This is a genomic window from Pseudomonas sp. FBCC-B545 (assembly GCF_059134095.1).
On sequence record NZ_CP101441.1, the window covers coordinates 5,314,060 to 5,337,467 of the forward strand.

The following is a 23,408-nucleotide window of genomic DNA, read 5'->3' on the forward strand; positions in this document are numbered from 1 at the left end:
TTCCTGTACGTTCGTACCACTGTTTGCCGCTCCTGGCCGCTCTGCATCTTGCATTGGGTATGGCGCCTGCATAAGTATCCGCAGGCCGACTCACGAGGTCGCCCTCACCACCAAAAATGACAACAAATCATGAGGCCAACATGCTTAAACACGCAGTCCTTCCGTTATTAGTGAGCGCGGGCCTTATGGCCGCCGCCCCTGCAGCCCTTGCGGCAACTAACCTGGTGTTCTGCTCCGAAGGGAGCCCGGCCGGTTTCGATCCAGGCCAGTACACCACCGGAACAGACTTCGATGCCTCGGCCGAAACCATGTTCAACCGTCTGAGCCAGTTCGAACGTGGCGGCACCGCCGTGGTTCCTGGCCTGGCCACCAGCTGGGACGTGTCCCCGGATGGCCTGACGTATACCTTCCACCTTCGCGAAGGCGTCAAGTTCCATACCACCCCGTACTTCAAGCCGACTCGTGAATTTTCGGCAGACGACGTGCTGTTCACCTTCAACCGGATGATCAATAAAGACGATCCATTCCGTAAGGCCTACCCCACCGAGTTCCCGTACTTCACGGACATGGGGATGGACACCAACATCAAGAACATCGAGAAAGTCGATGACCACACCGTCAAGTTCACCCTTGGCACCGTGGATGCGGCTTTCATCCAGAACCTGGCCATGAGCTTCGCGTCGATCCAGTCCGCTGAATATGCCGCGCAGTTGCTCAAGGAAGGCAAGCCCGCCGACATCAACCAGAAGCCGGTTGGCACTGGCCCGTTCGTGTTCAAGAGCTACCAGAAAGATTCGAACATTCGCTACACCGGCAACAAGGACTACTGGAAACCTGAAGATGTGAAGATCGACAACCTGATCTTCGCAATCACAACTGACCCGTCGGTGCGTATCCAGAAGCTCAAGAAAAACGAATGCCAGATCACCCTGTTCCCACGTCCGGCCGACCTCAAGGCCCTGGGCGAAGACAAGGACCTGAAACTGCCGCACCAGGCCGGCTTCAACCTGGGCTACGTTGCCTACAACGTCATGGACAAGGTCAAGGGCAGCGATCAGCCAAACCCGCTGGCTGACCTGCGCGTACGCCAGGCGCTGGACATGGCGGTGAACAAGCAGCAGATCATTGACTCCGTGTACCAGGGCGCCGGTCAACTGGCCGTCAACGCCATGCCGCCGACCCAATGGTCCTACGACACCAGCATCAAAGACGCCAAGTACGACCCTGAAAAAGCCAAGGCGCTGCTCAAGGAAGCCGGCGTCAAGGAAGGTACCGAAATCGTCCTGTGGGCCATGCCGGTTCAGCGTCCGTACAACCCGAACGCCAAGCTGATGGCCGAGATGCTGCAGAACGACTGGTCCAAGATCGGCCTGAAGGTCAAGATCACCAGCTACGAGTGGGGCGAGTACATCAAGCGCTCCAAAGGCGGCGAGAACCAGGCCATGATCATTGGCTGGAGCGGCGACAATGGTGACCCGGACAACTGGCTGAACGTACTGTTCGGCTGCGACTCGCTGTCGGGTAACAACTTCTCCAAGTGGTGCGACAAAAAATTCGACGGCATCGTAAAAGAAGCCAAGGCCACATCGGATGTCGCCAAACGCACCGAGCTGTACAAGCAGGCGCAACATATCCTCAAAGATGCAGTCCCGATGACACCTATCGCGCACTCGACGGTGTATCAACCCATGCGTAATACCGTACAGGACTTCAAGATCAGCCCGTTTGGCTTGAACTCCTTCTACGGCGTTAGCGTCAGCGGCAAGTAAGGATCAATAACGGCGACGTTTCATAACGTCGCCGTTATTCCATCTGCCCAGGCCATAGGAAACAGACCACGATTGAAAGCGTTGCGTCCTACAGCAACGAACTGCGACCCGTGTCTCCGTTACCTACAAGGCCAGTCAGAATTGACGCATTTACTGCAATGTCCGCGCCCCATAACGTCGTAGGACAGCAGAGGCATCATTCTGGGAAAAGGCACTTGCTGTGTGTGGGATCAGTGATGTCTCCCTGGCCGTGCGCCAGAGAGGTGGTTCGCTGTTGATAACTACAAACAAGGATCGGGATTGTCATGCGCCATACCACCGTTCTATCCGCGATGTTTGCCACCAGCCTGCTGGCCGTGGCCACGATGGGCCAAGCCGCCGAGAAGAAGAGCCTGGTGTTCTGCTCCGAAGGCAGCCCGGCAGGTTTTGATACTGCGCAATACACCACCGCCACCGACAACGATGCCGCAGAGCCGTTGTACAACCGCCTGGTCGAATTCGAAAAAGGCGCCACCGACGTGGTGCCTGGGCTGGCAACCAAGTGGGATATCTCCGAAGACGGGCTGACCTATACGTTTCACCTGCGTGAAGGGGTGAAGTTCCACAGCAACAAGGAATTCAAGCCGACGCGGGACTTCAACGCCGACGACGTGCTGTTCACCTTCAACCGCATGCTTGACCCCGACCACCCGTTCCGCAAGGCCTACCCTACCGAGTTTCCGTACTTCAACGGGATGAGCCTGAACAAGAATATCGCCAAGGTCGAAAAAACCGGCCCCTACACCGTGGTGATGACCTTGAACACGGTCGACGCCGCGTTCGTGCAGAACATCGCCATGAGCTTTGCCGCAATCCTCTCGGCCGAATACGCCGAGCAGTTGCTCAAGCAAGCCCGGCCCAGCGACATCAACCAGAAGCCGATCGGCACTGGCCCCTTCGTGTTCCAGCGCTACCAGAAAGACTCGCAGATCCGTTATGTGGGCAACAAACAGTACTGGGACCCGAGCCGGGTCAAACTGGACCAACTGATCTTCGCCATCAACACCGATGCCTCCGTGCGGGTGCAGAAGCTCAAGGCCGGCGAATGCCAGGTCACCCTGCATCCACGCCCCGCCGATGTCGAAGCCCTCAAGACTGACCCGAACCTGCAACTGCTGACCAAACCTGGCTTCAACCTCGGCTATATCTCTTACAACGTGCGCCATAAACCCTTCGACCAGCTCGAGGTCCGTCAGGCATTGGACATGGCAGTGAACAAGCAGAGCATCCTGAATGCCGTGTACCAGGGCGCCGGGCAACTGGCGGTCAACGCCATGCCGCCGACGCAATGGTCCTACGACGACAGCATCAAGGACGCCGCCTACAACCCGGAAAAAGCCAAGGAACTGCTCAAGGCCGCCGGCGTCAAGGACGGCACCGAGATCACCCTGTGGGCCATGCCCGTGCAGCGCCCCTACAACCCCAACGCCAAGCTGATGGCCGAGATGCTGCAGAACGACTGGGCCAAGATCGGCCTCAAGGTCAAGATCGTCAGCTATGAGTGGGGCGAATACATCAAGCGCACCAAGAATGGTGAGCACGATGTCAGCCTGATCGGCTGGACCGGCGACAACGGTGACCCGGACAACTGGCTCGGCACCCTCTACAGCTGCGACGCCATCGGCGGGAACAACTACTCCATGTGGTGTGACCCGGCGTACGACAAGCTGATCAAGCAAGCCAAGGTCGTGACCGACCGCGAACAAAGGACTGTTCTGTACAAACAGGCGCAGCAACTGCTCAAGCAGCAGGTGCCGATCACGCCCATCGCCCACTCGACGGTCAACCAACCGTTAAGCGCCAAAGTCGAAGGTTTCAAAGTGAGCCCCTTCGGCCGCAACGTGTTCTCGGGCGTCAGCATTACCCCATAAGAAAATAACCGGATTGCGGGGAGCGAAGTCGGCTCCCCGGCAAACGTGCAGGCTTTTGTCGGGAAAATCCCTACGCCAAACGTTTGCAAAGGCTTGAACGAGTTCCACACCCAATAGCCGGTTCACCTAAAAAGACCGGCATAAAAAAGAGAACCAAAGGAGCTTCACCCATGAAACTGAGCAGCAAAGCGCTTCTGGCCCTGGCCATCAGCAGCATCACGGCGACCGCCTATGCTGAACCCGCCAGCCAGGACTTCGTTCCTACCACATTGGCCGGCACCAGCGCCCAAGGCGAGGCCAAGGGCTTCATTGAAGATTTCAGCCTCGGCGGCACCACGCGTAACTGGTACTCCCATGAAAGCAAATACCGTGGGGGCACCTTCGCCTACCAGAAGCACGGCCAGACCCTTACTGATCGCAACCGTACCAACTGGGTGCAGGGCACCATCCTCAACGCCAGCTCGGGTTTCACCCAGGGCACCGTTGGGGTCAAGACCGAAGTAGCGGTCTACAACGCCCTGGTACTGGACCGCAGCAAGCGTGACATCAAGGGTGGCTCCAACCGTACCCTGGCGGACTCCAACGGCGACGCCGTCGACCAGTGGAGCAAGCTGGGCCTGGCCAACGTGCAGTTCCGCGTGTCCAACACCACCTTGACCGCCGGTCGCCAGAACTTCAGCAGCGGCATCGTCGACACCATCGGCAACCGTGCCCTGCCTTCAAGCTTCCAGGGTGTGAGCTTCAACAGTGAAGAGTTCAGCAACCTGTCGTTCCAGGGCGGCGTGTTTGACCGCGTCTCGCCACGTAGCGAGCAGAGCCTGTCGAAATTCCGTACCGAATACGGCAATGGCGCAGAAACCGACAAAGTGTCCACCCTGGGCGTGAACTACCAGCCGCTGAAAAGCCTGAAGACCAGCTTCTTCGCCGCCAACGTGAAGGACTTCTGGAACCAGTACTACTTCGGCGCTACCCATGAATTGGGCGACGCTCAGCAACTGGGCCTGACCACCGGCTTCAACTACTACAAGACTGTCGACGAAGGCAAAAAAGAGATGGGGGAAATCGACAACGATACCTTCTCCCTGTCCCTGGGACTGACTCACCAGGCACACAGCCTGACCTTCGGTTACCAGCAAGTGAACGGTAACGAGTACTTCGACTACCTGCACGAAACCAACGGCATCTACCTGGCCAACTCCCTGACTTCGGACTTCAACGGCCCGAACGAGAAATCCTTCCAGATCGCCTATGCCATCAACATGGCTGAATACGGCGTACCAGGCTTGAAGTTCAATGCCTACTCGGCCCGCGGCTGGGGCATCGACGGTACCCACTACACCGGCAACAATGGCCGCGCCAAGTTCGCCTACGACGGCATCCAGTCCCAGGACGGCGAGAAGCACCAGGAATACGGTGTAGGCGCTTCCTACGCGGTGCAGAGTGGCCCGCTCAAGGCTACCGCGATTCGCGCCACCTACGTTGAACACCGTGGCAGCGAATTCCAGTCCGATGGCAGCATCAAGGAATTCCGTCTGGTCACCACCATCCCATTCAACATCCTTTAATTAGCGCCAGGCAGACGGCGGCCTCAGGACGAGCCCGCCGTCTACGCTTTTCTGGCTCCATCGATTGCAGAGGGCTCTGAATGAAAATGCTCCCGCTACAAGCCGCCATGGCTGCCGCGCTGTTGAGCGTGGCGATCGGCGTTTCGGCCAAACCGCTGGTGGTGTGCACCGAAGCCAGCCCGGAAGGTTTCGACCCGGTGCTGTACACCACCGCCGTGACCGCTGATGCAGCCGCTGAAACCATGTTCAACCGTCTAGTGGATTTCAAGCCAGGTACGACCGAGGTGGTTCCCGCGCTGGCCAAGTCATGGGAAATCAGTGATGACGGCCTGACCTACACGTTCCACCTGCGCGATGACGTCAAGTTCCACACTACCGATTACTTCAAGCCTTCGCGCAACTTGAATGCCGACGATGTGCTGTGGAGCTTCCAGCGCCAGTTGGACCCGAAACACCCGTGGCATAACAAGTCCACCACCGGTTTCCCTTATTTTGAAAGCATGGGTTTCAAGGAACTGCTCAAGAGTGTCGAGAAGGTTGACGATCACACCGTGGTCTTCACCCTGACGCGCCCTGAAGCACCGTTCCTGGCCGATGTTGCAATGCCGTTCACCGCTATCCATTCCGCCGAATACGCCGACAAGCTGCTCGCCGCCGGCAAGACCGACGAACTCAACAGCAAGCCGATCGGCACCGGCCCATTCATCTTCATCCGCTATCAGAAAGATGCTCAGGTGCGCTTCAAGGCCAACCCGGAATACTTCCGTGGCAAGCCGCCCGCCGACCCGTTGATCCTGGCCATTGCGGTCGATAACAACGTGCGCTTGCAAAAGCTCAAGGCCAATGAATGTCAAATCGCGCTTTATCCCAAGCCGGATGATCTGCCGAGCATCAAGAAAGATCCGAACCTGAAAGTCGATGAGCTGGCGGCCATGACCACCAGCTACACCGCCCTGAACACTACTCACAAGTACATGAGCGACCCACGGGTGCGTCACGCGATCAACATTGCGTTCGACAAGGCCGGCTACACCGACGCCCTGTACGGCAAAGGCAACGCGGTGGTGGGCACCGGCCCGTATCCACCGACCTTGCTGGGCTTCAATGACAAGCTCAAGAACCCACCTCGCGACTTGGACAAGGCCCGTGCCCTGCTCAAGGAAGCCGGCGTACCGGAGGGCACCGAGTTCACCCTGTTCACCCGTAACGGCGGCGGCCCGACCAACCCCAACCCAATGCTCGGCGCCCAGCGCATGCAGGCAGACCTGGCCCAGATCGGCCTGAAGGTCAACATCAAGGTCATGGAATGGGGCGAGATGCTCAAGCGCGCCAAGGCAGGCGAGCACGACATGGTTTCCGCCGGCTGGGCGGGGGATAACGGCGACCCGGATAACTTCCTCACGCCTAACCTGAGTTGCGATGCAGCGAAAAACGGCGAAAACTACGCCCGTTGGTGTAACAAGGAGTTTCAGGACTTGATCGACAAGGCGCGCGCCATCGCTGAACCCCAGCAACGGGCCGCACTCTATGAACAAGCCCTGGATGTTTTCGAGAAGGACCAGCCGTGGATACCCATGGCTTATCCAAAAATGTTTACCGCCATGCGCAAGAACGTCGAGGGTTATACCCAAAGCCCGCTGACGAACAATAACTTCGCCACCACCCAGGTGAAGTAAATAAGAAAAACGCTCGGCACCGTCGACACTGACGGTGCCGAACCTGCCTAACCGGCTGATTGAGGTACACACCAAGATGTTTAGTTTTATTGCCCGCCGACTGGGGTTATTGATCCCCACGTTCTTCGGCATCACGTTGCTGACCTTTGCGTTGATTCGCATGATTCCAGGCGACCCCGTAGAAGTCATGATGGGCGAGCGACGGGTTGACCCCGAAATGCACGCCCAGGCAATGGAGCGCCTTGGCCTTAACAAGCCGCTGTATGCGCAATACCTGGATTACGTCGGCAAGCTCGCCCAGGGCGACCTTGGCGAATCGCTGCGCACCCGCACCAGCGTGTGGACCGAGTTCACCGCCCTCTTCCCCGCGACCCTGGAACTGTCCATGGCCGCCCTGTTGTTCGCCGGTATCCTGGGCCTGTTAGCCGGGGTGATCGCGGCTTTGAAACGAGGATCCCTGTTCGACCATGGGGTGATGGGCATCTCCCTGGCGGGCTATTCGATGCCGATCTTCTGGTGGGGCCTGATCCTGATCATGTTCTTCTCGGTAAGCCTGGGCTGGACCCCGGTTTCCGGGCGTATCGACCTGCTCTACGACATCGAGCCGCGCACCGGTTTCATGCTGATCGACACCCTGCTGGCCGACGAGCCGGACGCGTTCTGGGACGCCCTGCACCACCTGATCCTGCCGGCCATCGTGCTGGGCACCATCCCGCTGGCGGTGATCGCGCGGATGACCCGTTCGTCGATGCTCGAAGTACTGCGTGAAGACTACATTCGTACCGCCAAGGCCAAGGGCCTGTCGCCGGCACGCGTGGTATTCGTGCACGGCCTGCGCAACGCGCTGATTCCGGTACTTACCGTGGTCGGCCTGCAAGTCGGCACGCTGCTGGCCGGTGCGGTACTGACCGAGACCATCTTCTCGTGGCCCGGCATCGGCAAATGGCTGATCGAAGCCATTGGCGCACGGGACTACCCGGTGGTGCAAAACGGCATTCTGCTGATCGCCTGCCTGGTGATCCTGGTGAACTTCGTAGTGGACATCCTCTACGGCTTCGCCAACCCACGCATCCGTCACCAGCGCTGAGATCATGACCATGACTACCTCTACTCCAGTGTCAGCAGTCGATCAGAGCCTGCTGTACCCGTCTCCATACAAAGAATTCTGGCAAGCCTTCTCCAAGAACAAAGGCGCGGTTGCCGGCCTGCTGTTCATGTTGCTGATCGTGTTCTGCGCGATCTTCGCCCCGTGGGTGGCACCGCATAACCCCAGCGAGCAATACCGCGACTTCCTGCTGACCCCGCCAGCCTGGCTGGAAGGTGGGCAGATGCAGTTCCTGCTCGGCACCGACGAATTGGGCCGTGACCTGCTCTCGCGCCTGATCCAGGGTTCGCGCTTGTCGTTGCTGATCGGCTTGTCGTCAGTGGTGATGTCGCTGATCCCGGGCATCCTGCTGGGCCTGTTCGCCGGGTTCTTCCCGCGCTTGCTTGGCCCGACCATCATGCGCCTGATGGACATCATGCTGGCCCTGCCATCGCTGCTGCTGGCCGTTGCCATTGTCGCCATCCTCGGCCCTGGCCTGATCAACACCGTGATCGCCATCGCCATCGTGTCGCTGCCGTCCTACGTGCGTCTGACCCGCGCCGCGGTGATGGGCGAACTGAACCGTGACTACGTGACGGCCGCCCGTCTTGCCGGCGCCGGCCTGCCACGCCTGATGTTCATCACCGTGCTGCCTAACTGCATGGCACCGCTGATCGTCCAGGCCACCCTGAGCTTCTCGTCGGCGATCCTCGATGCCGCCGCCCTGGGCTTCCTCGGCCTTGGCGTACAACCGCCAACCCCGGAGTGGGGCACCATGCTGGCCTCGGCTCGGGACTACATCGAACGCGCCTGGTGGGTGGTGAGCCTGCCTGGTTTGACCATTTTGCTCAGCGTGCTGGCAATCAACTTGATGGGTGACGGCCTGCGCGATGCGCTGGACCCGAAACTCAAGAACGCCGCCTGAGGAGATTCCCATGTCACTGTTAGAAATAAAGAATCTCAACGTACGCTTCGGCGACAAGACCGCCGTGCCGGTGGTCGATGGCCTCGACATTACCGTCGACAAAGGCGAAGTACTGGCGATCGTTGGCGAGTCGGGTTCGGGTAAATCCGTGACCATGATGGCGCTGATGGGCCTGATCGAGCACCCAGGCATCGTCACCGCCGACGCCCTGAACTTCGACGGCAAGGACATGCTCAAGCTGAGCAACCGCCAGCGCCGCCAGATCGTCGGCAAAGACCTGGCGATGGTGTTCCAAGACCCGATGACCGCGCTCAACCCCAGCTACACCGTGGGTTTCCAGATCGAAGAAGTGCTGCGCCTGCATTTGAAAATGTCCGGCAAGCAAGCGCGCAAGCGTGCGATCGAGCTGCTGGAAAAGGTTGAAATCCCAGGCGCTGCCAGCCGGATGGATGCCTACCCGCACCAACTGTCCGGTGGTATGAGCCAGCGCGTGGCAATCGCCATGGCGATTGCCGGCGAGCCCAAGCTACTGATCGCCGATGAACCGACCACTGCGTTGGACGTGACCATTCAGGCGCAGATCATGGAGCTGCTGCTGGCCCTGCAGAAAGAGCAGAACATGGGCCTGGTGCTGATCACCCACGACCTCGCCGTGGTGGCCGAAACCGCCCAGCGCGTGTGTGTGATGTATGCCGGCCAGGCCGTGGAAGTCGGCCAGGTGCCACAACTGTTCGACATTCCAGCGCACCCCTACAGCGAAGCGCTGCTCAAGGCGATTCCGGAACACAGCCTGGGCGCCACGCGCCTGGCCACGCTGCCAGGCATCGTGCCCGGTCGGTATGACCGTCCGCAAGGTTGCCTGCTGTCGCCGCGTTGCCCGTACGTACGCGATAACTGCCGCACCGAACGTCCGGCTCTCGATCCGAAAACCAACAGCCTCGCGCGTTGCTTCTACCCCTTGAACCAGGAGGTGGCGTAATGGCCGTCGTTCTTACCGCCCGCGACCTGACCCGTCACTACGAAGTGTCCCGTGGCCTGTTCAAGGGCCACGCCACCGTACGTGCTCTCAATGGTGTGTCCTTCGAACTGGAAGCCGGCAAGACCCTGGCCGTGGTAGGCGAGTCGGGTTGCGGCAAATCCACCCTGGCCCGGGCCCTGACGCTGATTGAAGAGCCCTCGTCGGGCTCCTTGAAAATCGCCGGGCAAGAAGTGGCTGGCGCCGACAAGGCCCAGCGCAAGCAGTTGCGCAAAGACGTGCAAATGGTGTTCCAGAGCCCCTATGCCTCTTTGAACCCACGCCAGAAGGTCGGCGATCAACTGGCGGAACCGTTGCTGATCAACACCAACCTGTCCGCTGCCGAGCGCCGCGAAAAAGTGCAGGCGATGATGAAGCAAGTGGGCCTGCGCCCCGAGCATTACCAGCGCTACCCGCACATGTTCTCCGGCGGCCAGCGCCAGCGTATCGCCCTGGCCCGGGCAATGATGCTGCAACCCAAAGTGCTGGTGGCGGATGAGCCGACCTCGGCGCTGGACGTGTCGATCCAGGCCCAGGTGCTCAACCTGTTCATGGACCTGCAGCAGGAGTTCAACACTGCCTACGTGTTCATCTCCCATAACCTGGCAGTGGTGCAGCACGTTGCTGACGATGTGATGGTGATGTACCTCGGCCGCCCCGTGGAAGTGGGCCCCAAGGAAGACATTTACGCACGCCCCCTGCACCCCTACACCCAGGCGCTGCTGTCGGCCACCCCGACCATCCACCCGGACCCGAACAAGCCGAAGATCAAGATCGTCGGCGAGCTGCCCAACCCGCTGAACCCGCCGCCTGGCTGCGCGTTCCACAAGCGCTGCCCGTATGCGACCGAACGCTGCAGCAGCGAGGAGCCGTTGTTGCGGCCGTTGGATAATCGGCAGGTGGCGTGCCATTACGCGGAGCAGTTTGTGGCCTGAGGCAACACAATTCTTCTCTGTAGGAGCGAGCTTGCTCGCGAAAGACGTCAACGATAACGCGGGTAGTCTGGTTTAACGCGGTGTCCATGGTTTCTTCGCGAGCAAGCTCGCTCCTACAGAGGCTGCGGTTTCAATGAGTTCCATCGCCCTTCCCGCCAGATTGCGCATCAGTCTGGCCGGAGGGGCTTTTTTTTGCGCGCCTGTAACAAAAAATACCGTTTGAACCAATGCCAAGCACCTTGAAAACATTGAGCCAGGGCCTGACGAAAAGTGTATAGATTGTAAATGCAATTTACTTCTGTTTGAGAATCAATATCATTGCGGCGCATGGAGAGCGCTGGATGCGCGAAAAAATTCAGACGCCTCTCGTTCAATCGCCCCCCTTAAAGGACTTTGTGGACATGTCGTCTCAATTCAGGCTCAGCCATCTATCGCTGGCGTTTATCGCTACCCTTTCGTCCCCCGCGCTGTTGGCGGAGAGTGTGGAAAAACAGCGCGATAAAGTGCCGATCGAAGCGACAGACCTGCCTGTAGACGGCCAACCTCAAGCCTTGGTGCTGGAAGAAACGCGAGTACTAGGCACCGCTGCCGAAGAACTCAAGCAAGCCCCTGGCGTATCGATCATCACCGCCGAGGACATCAAGAAGCGCCCACCCACCAACGACCTGTCGGAGATCATCCGCCGCGAGCCAGGCGTCAACCTGACTGGCAACAGTTCCAGCGGCAGCCGCGGTAATAACCGTCAGATCGACCTGCGCGGCATGGGCCCGGAAAACACCCTGATCCTGATCGATGGCAAACCCTCCACCTCACGCAACGCCGTGCGTTATGGCTGGAGCGGTGACCGTGATACCCGTGGCGAAACCAACTGGGTGCCGGCCGAAGAAGTCGAGCGCATTGAAATCCTGCGCGGCCCGGCCGCCGCTCGTTATGGCTCCGGGGCCATGGGCGGGGTGATCAACATCATCACCAAACGCCCGACCGACCAATTGCACGGTTCGCTGACCGCCTACACCGCCTTCCCCGAAAACGATGCCGAAGGCGCGAGCAAACGTACCAACTTCAATCTCAGCGGCCCGCTGACCGACAGTCTCGCGTTCCGCGTCTATGGCGGGCTGAACAAGACCGACGCCGATGACGCCGACATCAACCGCGCAGCCCAAGCGACGCCTGATTCTTTGGTCGCTGGCCGCGAAGGCGTACGCAATAAAGACGTCAATGGCTTGCTGAGCTGGCAATTCACCCCAGAGCAAACCCTCGACCTGGAAGCCAGCTATAGCCGCCAGGGTAATATTTTTGCCGGCGACACCATGCTCAACGGCGGTGGCGCATTCGTTGAAAGCCTGGTGGGCAAGGAAACCAGTGTGATTCAACGCAGCAGCTTCTCTGCAACCCACCGTGGTGAATTTGACTGGGGCTCGACCCTGGCCTCGCTGACCCACGACCTGACCCGCAATGAGCGTCTCAACGAAGGCCTGGCCGGATCCGGCGAGGGCGCGCCTTCGGCCAGCGCCGGGCGTTTCGAATCACGCCTGCGTAATACCCGGGCCACCGCCGAGGTCAATCTGCCCCTGAGCTTCGGTGCCGAACAGGTCCTGACCCTGGGCAGCGAATACCTCTACGAGTCGATGAACGATCCAGGCTCGTTGCGCCCGCAAACTTATGACCCGGGTACCGGCGGCGTCCCCGCCATCCCCGGCGTCAGCCGCAACAGCACCAAGACCACCGCATCGAGCTATGCCTTGTTTGCCGAGGACAACATCGAACTGGGCAGCAAGACCATCATCACCCCTGGTCTGCGCTACGACGACCATGAAGAATTCGGCGGCAACTGGAGCCCCAGCTTCAACGCCTCGCACCAGTTGACCGATAAACTGAGCCTCAAGGGCGGTATCGCCCGCGCGTACAAGACTCCCAACCTGTACCAGTCCAACCCGAACTACTTGCTGTACAGCCGAGGCAATGGTTGCAACGCCAGCGAAGCCAACATGGGCGGTTGCTACCTGGTGGGTAATCGCGACCTGAAGCCGGAAATCAGCGTCAACAAGGAAATCGGCCTGGCCTACGACAAGGGCAACTGGCGCACGAGCGCGACGTACTTCCGTAATGACTACAAGAACAAGATCAATGCCAGTAACGAGGCGGCTTTCCGCCTGGGCAATGGTCGCCGCGTACTGGAGTGGGAAAACAGCGGGCCCGCCCTGGTCCAGGGGGTTGAAGGCAACCTTTTCGTAAGCCTGCGCAGCGATCTGGACTGGAACACCAACCTGACCTACATGATCGACTCCAAGGACAAGGACACCGGCGAGCCGTTGAGCATCATCCCCAAGTACACCGTCAACACCACACTGGACTGGCAAGCCACCGACAAGCTGTCCTTCCAGGTCAGCGGCACCTACTACGGCAAGCAGGAAGCGCCGACACTCAACTCACGCAGCGCCAACAGCTATGACCGCAGCGCCCAGCAGGATGTCGACCCGTATGGGCTGATGGGCCTGAGCAGTGGTTATGAGTTCAGCAAAAACTTGAGCGTGCGTGTCGGTATCAACAACCTGCTGGACAAGCGCCTGTCGCGCAAAGGCAATGCCGAGGATGCCGGTGCCCAGACCTATAACGAGCCGGGCCGGGGTTACTTCGCGTCGGTGACCACCTCGTTCTAAGTCACCGCCGGATGTCTGAAAAGCGCCTTCCGCCAGCTATAGCCTGACGGAAGGCGCGTTCTTTTCAGCAAGACTACGTCTGGCTGTCGCCTTCGTCTGCGTCGTCGCTGTCAGGCTCGTCGGTAGTCGAGTCATCATCACCCTCGCTGCCGCCCTGGCCTTGATCGCCTGGTTCGGCTTCGGACTTGGCCAACTGCAAGTCCGATGCCTGGCCACTCTTCACGACCCCTACGCTCTGCACCGGGTTATGCGCCCAGGCCGTCGACATCCCCAACGACAACAGCACCAGCACCTTCATCAACAGCACTACGCGTTGAAAAATACTCATGGTTGATTCCGTCCAGTCAGTGAATGGGACCCGCACGGCAGTCATTAACTGCCACCAGCGTTTACGCTAGTCGCGATGCCGAATTACCGCCAATCTCCAACCTTTTGGAGATCAAAATGTGGGAGGGGGCTTGCCCCCGATTGCGGAGTGTCAGAACCCAATACACTGGCTGACACACCGCTATCGGGGGCAAGCCCCCTCCCACATTCTCTCAACCGCCCAGACCTTAGTGGTGCTCGCGGGTCGCACGGAATTTCACATCCGGCCAACGCTCTTCCATCAGCGCCAGGTTCACCCGCGTCGGTGCCAGGTAGGTCAGGTGACCACCGCCGTCGATCGCCAGGTTTTCCACGGCCTTGTTGGAGAACTCTTCCAACTTCTTCTTATCGCTGCAATCAATCCAGCGCGCCGAATACACGGTGATCGGCTCGTAGGAGCATTCGACCTTGTATTCCTCTTTCAAGCGGCTGGCGACCACATCGAACTGCAGGACACCGACGGCGCCGAGGATGATGTCGTTGCTGCGCTCAGGGAAGAACACCTGGGTGGCGCCTTCTTCGGCCAACTGCTGCAAGCCTTGGCGCAGTTGCTTGGACTTGAGCGGGTCGCGCAGGCGCACGCGGCGGAACAATTCCGGGGCGAAGTGCGGGATGCCGGTAAAGCCCAGGGCTTCGCCTTCGGTGAAGGTGTCGCCGATCTGGATGGTGCCGTGGTTGTGCAGGCCGATGATGTCGCCGGCGTAGGCTTCTTCGAGCTGTTCACGCTCGGAGGAGAAGAACGTCAGGGCGTCGCCGATGCGCACGTCCTTGCCGGTGCGCACGTGGCGCATCTTCATGCCTTTTTCGTAGCGGCCGGAGCAGATACGCATGAAGGCGATACGGTCGCGGTGCTTGGGGTCCATGTTCGCCTGGATCTTGAACACGAAGCCGGTAAATTTCTCTTCGACCGGTTCCACGGTGCGCTCGTTTGCGACCCGGGCCAGAGGTTTCGGCGCCCAGTTCACAACAGCGTCAAGCACATGGTCGACGCCGAAGTTGCCCAAGGCAGTTCCGAAGAACACCGGGGTCAGCTGGCCGTCGAGGAACTCCTGCTGGTTGAACTCATGGCAGGCGCCCTGCACCAGCTCCAACTGGTCGACGAAACGGTCGTACTCGTCGCCCAGGTGAGCGCGGGCTTCGTCCGAATCGAGCTTTTCGATGATCTTGGTTTCGGTGCGCTCATGACCGTGGCCGGCGGTGTAGACAATGATGTAGTCATCGGCCAGGTGGTACACGCCCTTGAAGTCGCGGTAGCAACCGATCGGCCAAGTGATCGGCGCGGCCTTGATCTTCAGGACGGCTTCGATCTCATCGAGCAACTCGATCGGGTCGCGGATATCGCGGTCGAGTTTGTTGATAAAGCTCACGATCGGGGTGTCACGCAGGCGGCAGACGTCCATCAGCGCGATGGTGCGCGGCTCAACACCTTTACCGCCGTCGAGAACCATCAGCGCCGAGTCAACTGCAGTGAGGGTGCGGTAGGTATCTTCGGAGAAGTCTTCGTGACCCGGGGTGTCGAGCAGGTTGACCATGTGGTCGCGATACGGGAACTGCATGACCGACGTGGTAATGGAAATACCCCGTTGCTTTTCCATTTCCATCCAGTCGGAGGTCGCATGGCGGTCGGATTTGCGGGATTTCACCGTGCCGGCCACCGCGATTGCCTTGCCCATCAGCAGGAGCTTTTCGGTGATGGTGGTTTTACCGGCATCGGGGTGGGAAATAATGGCGAAAGTGCGGCGTTTCGCGACTTCGGCGGCCTGGTGGGTCATGGGAAATCGCCTGGCAGGTGAGTCAAAAAAGGGCGGCGAGTATAGCGCAAACCCGAGGGTACAGACCACCGTTGAGCCTATTGGGGGTGGCTAAATGCGCCCAAGTGTGGAACCTTTTAAAAGGTAGAGACGTCCACTCCCCTGCTACCGCACTCGGAACAGGGGCTGAAAAATCAGCAAGTTAGCCTGACGAGGCTGCGCTCATGGCTTGATCGCATACTGCATTGCCAGTATCGGCGAGCTGCTTTTCGCGAACCTATTCGCCGACAGCCAGGAATGGCATTGCCGCCGGAGAATGTGTTCGCCGACAAAAGAAAAAAAGGAGTCCGCCTGTGGCTATTCGCTATGGCAAAGGGCTGATAGGAGGCGCGGTTGTCGTCGCGCTCCTGGCCCTGCTGGTCCACTGGATCGGCATCAACACGATCGAACTGTACCGCGACGATTTGTTGTTTTACCTGCAAGCTCATCTGATTCTCGTCCTAGTCTCCATGCTGGCAGCCCTGATTGTGGGCATCCCCGCTGGTATCCTGCTCAGCCGACCGAACATGGTCGGGCGTGCAGAACGTTTCATGCAAATCTTCAACATCGGCAACACCGTCCCTCCCCTGGCCGTACTGGCCATCGCCCTCGGCGTCCTCGGCATCGGCAGCGGCCCGGCCATCTTCGCGTTGTTCCTCGCCTCCTTGCTGCCCATCGTGCGCAACACCTACGAAGGCCTGAAGAATGTTCAGGGTTCCCTGAAGGAAGCCGCCACCGGCATCGGCATGACCCCGCGCCAGGTGCTGTTTCGCGTGGAACTGCCCAACGCCGTGCCGATCATCATTGGCGGTGTACGTGTGGCCCTGGCGATCAACGTCGGCACCGCACCACTGGCGTTCCTGATTGGCGCCAACAGCCTGGGCAGCCTGATCTTCCCCGGCATTGCCCTGAACAACCAGCCGCAACTGCTGCTCGGCGCTGCATGCACCGCGCTGCTCGCCTTGCTGCTTGATGGCCTGGTGACCATGGCCAGCCGCCTCTGGCTGGAACGCGGGTTACGTCCGTCTTAAGGCCTGGCAAAGGAATTCACATGAAAAAACTAAGCTTGATATTAGGCTGCGTCCTGCTGTTCGCAGGTATTGCGCAAGCCGCAGAAAAACCGCTAATCCGCATAGGCGCACGGGTCTTCACCGAGCAGACCCTGCTGGCCGAAATCACCTCCCAGTACCTGCGCACCAAGGGCTATGACGCCCGCGTCACTGGCGGCCTGGGCAGCAACCTGGCGCGCAGTGCCCAGGAAAGTGGGCAACTGGACCTGATCTGGGAATACACCGGCGTCTCCCTGGTGGCCTACAACCACGTGGACGAGAAACTCGACAGCGAACAGTCCTACGCCCGGGTGAAAGAACTCGACGCGAAAAAAGGCTTGGTCTGGCTCTCGCCGTCGAAATTCAGCAACACCTACGCGCTGGCACTGCCGGAAAACGTGGCCAAGGAATTTCCGCAGATCAACAGCATCAGCGACCTGACCAGGGCCCTGGCCGAGGACACCAAGGAGAACCGCCTGGTGGCCCTCGACACCGAGTTCGCCAACCGCTCCGACGGCATGGGCGGCATGGTCAAGTTGTATGACATGAACCTCACGCGCAAAAACACTCGGCAGATGGACGCTGGCCTGGTCTACACCGCCCTGCGTAATGGCCAGGTGTTTGCCGGTCTGGTCTACACCACCGACGGCCGCCTGAACGCGTTCAAATTGAAGCTGCTGGCCGACGACAAACATTACTTCCCGGACTACACCGCAGCCCCGGTGATCCGTCAGCAATATCTCGACCAGCATCCTCAGTTGGCCGCAGAGCTCAAGCCCTTGGCCGAGCTGTTCGACGACGCAACCATGCGCGCGCTGAATGCGCGGGTCGACGTCGACCACGAAAGCCCGTCCGCTGTCGCCGCCGATTTCCTGCGCCAACATCCGATCAACTAAGAAGGAGAAGACATGGAATTCCTGAACGCCTTTTCCCATCTTGATTGGGCCCAAGTCCTGCACCTGACCTGGCAGCACATCACCCTGGTCGGCATCGCAGTGATCCTGGCTATCGTCGTCGGCGTGCCCCTGGGCGTGCTGATGACCCGCTTCCCGACCCTGGCCGGTCCGTTGCAGGCTAGCGCTACGGTGCTGCTGACCGTGCCGTCCATCGCCCTGTTCGGCCTGCTGTTGCCCTTCTACTCCAAGTTCGGCCAGGGCCTCGGGCCGATGCCAGCGATCACCGCCGTATTCCTCTACTCCCTGCTGCCGATCATGCGTAATACCTACCTGGCCCTCACCGGGGTGGAACCGGGTATTCGCGAAGCCGCACGCGGCATCGGCATGACCTTCGGCCAGCGCCTGCGCATGGTCGAACTGCCGATTGCCGTGCCGGTGATCCTCGCTGGTGTGCGTACCGCCGTCGTGATGAACATCGGTGTGATGACCATCGCCGCCACCATCGGTGCCGGTGGCCTGGGTGTACTTATTCTGGCTTCCATCAGCCGCAGCGATATGTCGATGCTGATTGTCGGCGCCGTGCTGGTCAGTCTCCTGGCCATCTTCGCCGACCTGCTTCTGCAATGGCTGCAACGCTCGCTGACTCCAAAAGGATTGCTCAAATGATCGAACTTCAAAACCTGTCCAAGACTTTTCAAAGCAACGGCAAGACCATTACCGCCGTCAACGATGTAAGCCTGACCGTCAACGAAGGCGAGATTTGCGTATTCCTAGGGCCCTCGGGCTGCGGCAAGAGCACCACGTTGAAGATGATCAACCGCCTGATCAAGCCCAGCTCGGGCAAGATCCTGATCAATGGCGAAGACACCACCGACCTGGACGAAGTGACCCTGCGCCGCAACATCGGCTATGTGATCCAGCAGATCGGCCTGTTCCCCAACATGACCATCGAAGAGAACATTGTGGTGGTGCCCAAGCTGCTCGGCTGGGACAAGCAGAAGTGCCACGACCGCGCCCGCGAATTGATGAGCATGATCAAGCTGGAACCCAAGCAGTACCTGCATCGCTACCCGCGTGAACTGTCCGGCGGCCAGCAGCAGCGCATCGGTGTGATCCGTGCCCTGGCGGCCGATGCGCCGCTGTTGCTGATGGATGAGCCGTTCGGCGCGGTCGACCCGATCAACCGCGAAATGATCCAGAACGAGTTCTTCGAGATGCAGCGCGCGCTGAACAAGACCGTGATCATGGTCAGCCACGACATCGACGAAGCGATCAAGCTGGGTGACAAGATCGCCATCTTCCGCGCCGGCAAGCTGTTGCAGATCGACCATCCGGACACGCTGCTGGCGCACCCGGCCGACGAGTTTGTCAGCAACTTCGTGGGCCAGGACAGCACCCTCAAGCGCCTGCTGTTGGTGAAGGCCGAAGACGCGGCGGACAACGCCCCGTCGGTCAGCCCGGAAACCCCGGTGGCCGATGCCCTGGAACTGATGGACGAGCATGACCGTCGCTACGTGGTGGTCACCTGTGCCGAGAACAAGGCGCTGGGTTATGTACGCCGTCGCGACTTGCACCGTCAGACCGGTACATGTGGCCAGTACCTGCGCGAGTTCAACGCCACCGCCGTGTACGACGAGCATTTGCGCATCCTGCTGTCGCGCATGTATGAGTTCAACCGCTCGTGGTTGCCGGTGATGGATGCGGAGCGGGTGTTCCTGGGTGAAGTGACCCAGGAGTCGATTGCCGAGTACCTGAGCTCTGGCAAGTCCCGTGGCGGCAAGACCAGTATTGTCTCGCCTGCCGAGACTGCATTGGCTTGACCTGACACAACAGGGATAAAAAATGTGGGAGGGGGCTTGCTCCCGATAGCGGTGAATCAGTGACTGAGAAGTGACTGACACACCGCTATCGGGAGCAAGCCCCCTCCCACATTTGCCCCTCGGTGAGTCAGGGAAATGTCCTCAATTCCCACTCAGCGGGGAACATCAATCCGTCACACCGGTCGGTTACATAAGTAGCTGCACGCGGCCGTACGACGAACGCGTGCAAAAACGCGACATTTTTAGTTGATCCCACGCCCATCAAGCCCTAAAGTTCGCGCCGAACGTCCATGCTGGAAACGATCCATCCGGCTCAAGTACTGACGACGAGACAGCAAGGCCAAGGGAAGCTTATCCCATGGCCTTTTTGCTTTCGGCGACATGCCTTGGGAAGTAGGCGAACCAAAGTGGGGATACGGAGGACGTTCAGTTGTACCCATTGATTAATACAGTTTGCCCCTAGGAGTCCCCAGCATGTCGATCAACGTCGAAGACTATTTCGCGCGCGCCACCTTTGACAAAATGAAGGCGTTCGCCGACAAGCAAGAAACCCCGTTCGTGGTGATCGACACCGCGATGATCAGCCAGGCCTACGATGACCTGCGCGCCGGTTTCGAATTCGCCAAGGTGTATTACGCCGTCAAGGCCAACCCGGCCGTCGAGATCATCGACCTGTTGAAAGACAAGGGTTCGAGCTTCGACATCGCCTCGATCTACGAGCTGGACAAGGTCATGGACCGCGGCGTCAGCGCCGACCGTATCAGCTACGGCAACACCATCAAGAAATCCAAGGACATCCGCTACTTCTATGAGAAGGGCGTGCGCCTGTTCTCCACCGACTCCGAAGCCGACCTGCGCAACATCGCCAAGGCCGCGCCGGGTTCGAAAGTGTATGTGCGCATCCTCACCGAAGGCTCGACCACGGCCGACTGGCCTTTGTCGCGCAAATTCGGCTGCCAGACCGACATGGCCATGGACCTGCTGATCCTCGCCCGTGACCTGGGCCTGGTGCCATACGGCATCTCGTTCCACGTCGGCTCGCAACAGCGCGACATCAGCGTGTGGGACGCAGCGATCGCCAAGGTCAAAGTGATCTTCGAGCGTCTGAAGGAAGAAGACGGCATTGAACTGAAGCTGATCAACATGGGCGGCGGCTTCCCGGCCAACTACATCACCCGCACCAACAGCCTGGAAACCTACGCCGAAGAAATCATCCGTTTCCTCAAGGAAGATTTCGGCGACGACCTGCCGGAAATCATCCTGGAGCCAGGCCGCTCGTTGATCGCCAACGCCGGCATCCTGGTCAGTGAAGTGGTGCTGGTTGCACGTAAATCGCGCACCGCCGTCGAGCGTTGGGTGTATACCGATGTGGGCAAGTTCTCCGGCCTGATCGAAACAATGGACGAAGCCATCAAGTTCCCGATCTGGACCGAGAAGAAAGGCGAGATGGAAGAAGTGGTGATCGCCGGCCCCACCTGCGACAGCGCCGATATCATGTACGAGAACTACAAGTACGGTTTGCCGTTGAACCTGGCGATTGGTGATCGTTTGTACTGGTTGTCGACCGGTGCCTACACCACCAGCTACAGCGCAGTTGAGTTCAACGGGTTTCCGCCGTTGAAATCGTTTTACGTGTAAGACGGTTATAACTAAAAAGCCCATGACGTTTCATGGGCTTTTTTCTGTCTGTGGTACGCGCCCTCAACGATCTTCGCGAACGTGCCATAACCGTAGAATATAAAGTGTCGACTGTTGAATTTCGTAGCGCATTTCGTAATGGCCGACTAAAAGTCTTCTTACGTCGCGCGGTGAAAACTCTTCAATTCTCTCACCGATGCGCGGATTACCGAGCAGCGCGTCAGGCGCTTGAGACAGTGACTGCACGATGCGGGCGGCAGCTTCGCGGTTTACAACAGAGAGGAAGTCATATAATCGAGCCAGGTCGGATAACGCTTTACTTGTCCACCTCAGCTCCATCAGCGCGGTACCGGTAGCGGCGAATCGGTGCTCAGGCTATCTGCCCAGGCCTGCACTGCCTGGTGATCGATCACGCGCCCCGCATCTACATCTGCCATAGCCTCAAGCGTCAGCCGGCTGCGCTCTTCTTCTTGATCGACCCAATCAGCGAGGGCCTGTTTCACCACCCATCCCCGTGAGCGATCCATTCGCGCGGCCATCTGGTCAACTTTCTGAGCAAGGGCAGTGGGAATATGAGCTGTCATTACTTTGGTTTCGGCACCCATGAAAACTCTCTTTGCGGATAAATGACAAGCAAGCGATTAAAAATGATTCAAGCTTAATCATAGTGACTTAAGCCAGAGCTTCAACCTTTGGTCCTTGCCGTTCATCGACAAACCGGAACACGTGAATGTGTAGAAACGGGGTCCTACAGCGTTTTCTCCAATTGGTCCGCGTGCCCTTGATAAGCCTCGGCCATGGCGCGAATCTGCGGGTCATTGGCCAGCGCCAGCGCCTTGTGTGCCGTTCGCAGGAATTTGAGATTCCCGCCTTCCAGTGCCTTGTGCAGCCACTCCAGCGCAGCGTCGATCTGGCCTCTGTCCGCCAGCACCGCCGCATAGCTGAACTGCCCCCGAAAATCCCCGGCTTCGGCGGAGCGCCGGTACCATTCAAAGGCTGCCTCAAGATCCCTGGGGCAATACTGGCCGTCTTCCAGATAACGCCCCACCAGGTTCATCGACTTGGCGTGGCCCTGCCCTGCGGCCTGGCGATAAAACGTCAGCGCTTGGGCCTGGTCTTGCATAACGCCGCGGCCGGTAGCCAACAGGTTGGCGTAGTTGTACTGGCCCCAATCCAACCCGCCTTCGGCTGCCAGCCGATATTCCCGCGCTGCCGCCGCTTCATCGACGGCGCAGCCCCAACCATGCTCCAGGCAGCGCCCGGCCATATTGCGCGCCATCAAGTGCCCGCCCTGCGCCGCAATCTGGAACCAGCGCAGCGCCAGCGCTTCATCGCGTGCGATACCGCGCCCTTCCAGCAGGATCTGCCCCAGCAACGCCTGGGCATCGACCACGCCTGCCTTGGCCGCGATCAGGATCGCCTGGGCGGCGCGCACCGGGGAATCATCGAGCATGGACTGCAATTGCTCGACGTTGAGCACTTCCTGGCGACGCAATAAAAAGCCCATCTCAGACCTCGACCCAGCGGCGCAGCAGGTTGTGGTAGGTGCCGGTGAGCTGGATCAGTGCCGGGTGGTCAGGAACGTCGCGGGTCAGTTGCTGGATCGCGCCGTCCATTTCGAACAGCAGGGTGCGCTGGCTGTCCTCGCGCACCAGGCTTTGGGTCCAGAAGAACGAGGCATAGCGGGCGCCACGGGTCACGGCGTTGACCTTGTGCAGGCTGGAGCCGGGGTACAGCACCATGTCGCCGGCGGGCAGCTTGACCCGCTGCAGGCCGAAGGTGTCCTGGATTTCCAGTTCGCCGCCGTCATATTCGTCCGGGTCGCTGAAGAACAGCGTGGACGACAGATCGGTACGCACACGTTCAGGGCTGCCTTTGGGTTGGCGTACGGCGTTGTCGATATGAAAGTCGAAACTGCCGCCAGCGGTGTAGCAGTTGAGCAGCGGCGGGAAGACTTTGTGCGGCAGCGCCGCCGACATGAACAATGGGTTGCTCCACAACCGTTCCAACATGGCCGTGCCGATTTCCTTGGCCAGGGGGTGGCCTTCGGGCAATTGCAGGTTGTGCTTGGCCTTGGCGGACTGATGCCCGGCAGTGATTTTGCCGTCGGCCCATTCGGTCTCCTCCAGGGCCTGGCGAATGCGCAACACCTCCTCACGAGAGAACAGGCCGGGAATGTGCAGCAACATGAGGCAATACCTGCGATCAGAGAGGCGCCAATGGTATTGATTCTTATCTTCGCTGTAAAACCCGGGGACGAACGAGATTGCAAAAACCGTAAGAAAAAAGTGTAAAGAATGTAAATTCGAT

General features: G+C 59.4%; 20 protein-coding genes. 14 read left to right on the plus strand and 6 right to left on the minus strand.

What is annotated here, in order from left to right:
- Nucleotides 1-140 precede the first annotated feature (140 nt).
- The 9 genes from NMB39_RS24535 (at nt 141) to NMB39_RS24575 (ending at nt 13,539) form a co-directional block, all read left to right on the plus strand.
- The gene (locus tag NMB39_RS24535; RefSeq protein WP_056845521.1) at nt 141-1,769 is read left to right on the plus strand and encodes an ABC transporter substrate-binding protein; all 1,629 of its coding nucleotides are present in this window, start codon (nt 141-143) and stop codon (nt 1,767-1,769) included.
- 305 nt (nt 1,770-2,074) lie between these two features.
- Complete coding sequence (locus NMB39_RS24540) at nt 2,075-3,679, plus strand: ABC transporter substrate-binding protein (RefSeq protein WP_124356008.1); 1,605 nt, start codon at nt 2,075-2,077, stop codon at nt 3,677-3,679.
- Nucleotides 3,680-3,849: 170 nt separating this feature from the next.
- On the plus strand, nt 3,850-5,244 hold the full coding sequence (locus NMB39_RS24545; protein ID WP_046070888.1) for an OprD family outer membrane porin: 1,395 nt from the start codon (nt 3,850-3,852) through the stop codon (nt 5,242-5,244).
- Between the two features lie 80 nt (nt 5,245-5,324).
- The gene (locus NMB39_RS24550; RefSeq protein ID WP_057021584.1) at nt 5,325-6,920 is read left to right on the plus strand and encodes an ABC transporter substrate-binding protein; all 1,596 of its coding nucleotides are present in this window, start codon (nt 5,325-5,327) and stop codon (nt 6,918-6,920) included.
- A 76-nt stretch (nt 6,921-6,996) separates the two neighbouring features.
- Nucleotides 6,997-8,007: an ABC transporter permease subunit gene (locus NMB39_RS24555; RefSeq protein WP_003171721.1), complete on the plus strand. Its 1,011-nt coding sequence runs from the start codon at nt 6,997-6,999 to the stop codon at nt 8,005-8,007.
- A 10-nt stretch (nt 8,008-8,017) separates the two neighbouring features.
- Nucleotides 8,018-8,929, plus strand: a complete 912-nt coding sequence (locus tag NMB39_RS24560) for an ABC transporter permease subunit (RefSeq protein ID WP_005784738.1) — start codon at nt 8,018-8,020, stop codon at nt 8,927-8,929.
- 10 nt (nt 8,930-8,939) lie between these two features.
- Nucleotides 8,940-9,908: an ABC transporter ATP-binding protein gene (locus NMB39_RS24565; protein WP_057021585.1), complete on the plus strand. Its 969-nt coding sequence runs from the start codon at nt 8,940-8,942 to the stop codon at nt 9,906-9,908.
- Nucleotides 9,908-10,879 carry a peptide ABC transporter ATP-binding protein gene (locus tag NMB39_RS24570; protein WP_005784734.1) on the plus strand — a complete coding sequence of 324 codons (972 nt, stop codon included), beginning with the start codon at nt 9,908-9,910 and terminating at the stop codon, nt 10,877-10,879. Before NMB39_RS24565 ends, NMB39_RS24570 begins: the two co-directional genes overlap by 1 nt.
- Nucleotides 10,880-11,280: 401 nt before the next feature.
- Nucleotides 11,281-13,539: a TonB-dependent siderophore receptor gene (locus tag NMB39_RS24575; protein WP_494339949.1), complete on the plus strand. Its 2,259-nt coding sequence runs from the start codon at nt 11,281-11,283 to the stop codon at nt 13,537-13,539.
- 73 nt (nt 13,540-13,612) lie between these two features.
- Here the strand turns inward: NMB39_RS24575 and NMB39_RS24580 are convergent, their stop codons facing one another.
- On the minus strand, nt 13,613-13,867 hold the full coding sequence (locus tag NMB39_RS24580) for a hypothetical protein (RefSeq protein WP_494339948.1): 255 nt from the start codon (nt 13,865-13,867) through the stop codon (nt 13,613-13,615).
- Between the two features lie 226 nt (nt 13,868-14,093).
- Nucleotides 14,094-15,677 (minus strand): peptide chain release factor 3, encoded by a 1,584-nt coding sequence (locus NMB39_RS24585; RefSeq protein ID WP_056845524.1) that lies wholly within the window; start codon nt 15,675-15,677, stop codon nt 14,094-14,096.
- A 332-nt stretch (nt 15,678-16,009) separates the two neighbouring features.
- Here NMB39_RS24585 and NMB39_RS24590 point away from each other — a divergent pair, with 332 nt between their 5' ends.
- The 5 genes from NMB39_RS24590 (at nt 16,010) to NMB39_RS24610 (ending at nt 21,098) form a co-directional block, all read left to right on the plus strand.
- Nucleotides 16,010-16,726, plus strand: a complete 717-nt coding sequence (locus tag NMB39_RS24590; RefSeq protein WP_004372306.1) for an ABC transporter permease — start codon at nt 16,010-16,012, stop codon at nt 16,724-16,726.
- Between the two features lie 20 nt (nt 16,727-16,746).
- Nucleotides 16,747-17,640: a glycine betaine ABC transporter substrate-binding protein gene (locus NMB39_RS24595; protein ID WP_057021588.1), complete on the plus strand. Its 894-nt coding sequence runs from the start codon at nt 16,747-16,749 to the stop codon at nt 17,638-17,640.
- A 12-nt stretch (nt 17,641-17,652) separates the two neighbouring features.
- Nucleotides 17,653-18,306, plus strand: a complete 654-nt coding sequence (locus NMB39_RS24600) for an ABC transporter permease (protein WP_034118069.1) — start codon at nt 17,653-17,655, stop codon at nt 18,304-18,306.
- Nucleotides 18,303-19,460: an osmoprotectant ABC transporter ATP-binding protein OsmV gene (locus NMB39_RS24605; protein WP_043048518.1), complete on the plus strand. Its 1,158-nt coding sequence runs from the start codon at nt 18,303-18,305 to the stop codon at nt 19,458-19,460. Before NMB39_RS24600 ends, NMB39_RS24605 begins: the two co-directional genes overlap by 4 nt.
- 474 nt (nt 19,461-19,934) lie before the next feature.
- A complete protein-coding gene (locus NMB39_RS24610; protein WP_003188470.1) occupies nt 19,935-21,098 on the plus strand; it encodes a type III PLP-dependent enzyme in 1,164 nt (387 codons plus the stop codon).
- Between the two features lie 63 nt (nt 21,099-21,161).
- On the opposite strand, the gene NMB39_RS24615 is transcribed toward NMB39_RS24610, so the two are convergent.
- From NMB39_RS24615 to NMB39_RS24630, 4 genes are all read right to left on the minus strand, one after another.
- Nucleotides 21,162-21,437, minus strand: a complete 276-nt coding sequence (locus NMB39_RS24615; protein ID WP_082636603.1) for a type II toxin-antitoxin system RelE/ParE family toxin — start codon at nt 21,435-21,437, stop codon at nt 21,162-21,164.
- Nucleotides 21,437-21,703: a CopG family ribbon-helix-helix protein gene (locus NMB39_RS24620; protein WP_032893597.1), complete on the minus strand. Its 267-nt coding sequence runs from the start codon at nt 21,701-21,703 to the stop codon at nt 21,437-21,439. The genes NMB39_RS24615 and NMB39_RS24620 overlap by 1 nt, the downstream gene beginning before the upstream one ends.
- A 143-nt stretch (nt 21,704-21,846) precedes the next feature.
- Entirely contained in the window at nt 21,847-22,605 is a 759-nt protein-coding gene (locus NMB39_RS24625) for a tetratricopeptide repeat protein (RefSeq protein ID WP_494339947.1), read from the minus strand.
- 1 nt (nt 22,606) lies between these two features.
- The gene (locus NMB39_RS24630) at nt 22,607-23,287 is read right to left on the minus strand and encodes a Fe2+-dependent dioxygenase (protein WP_494339946.1); all 681 of its coding nucleotides are present in this window, start codon (nt 23,285-23,287) and stop codon (nt 22,607-22,609) included.
- Between the last annotated feature and the right edge of the window lie 121 nt (nt 23,288-23,408).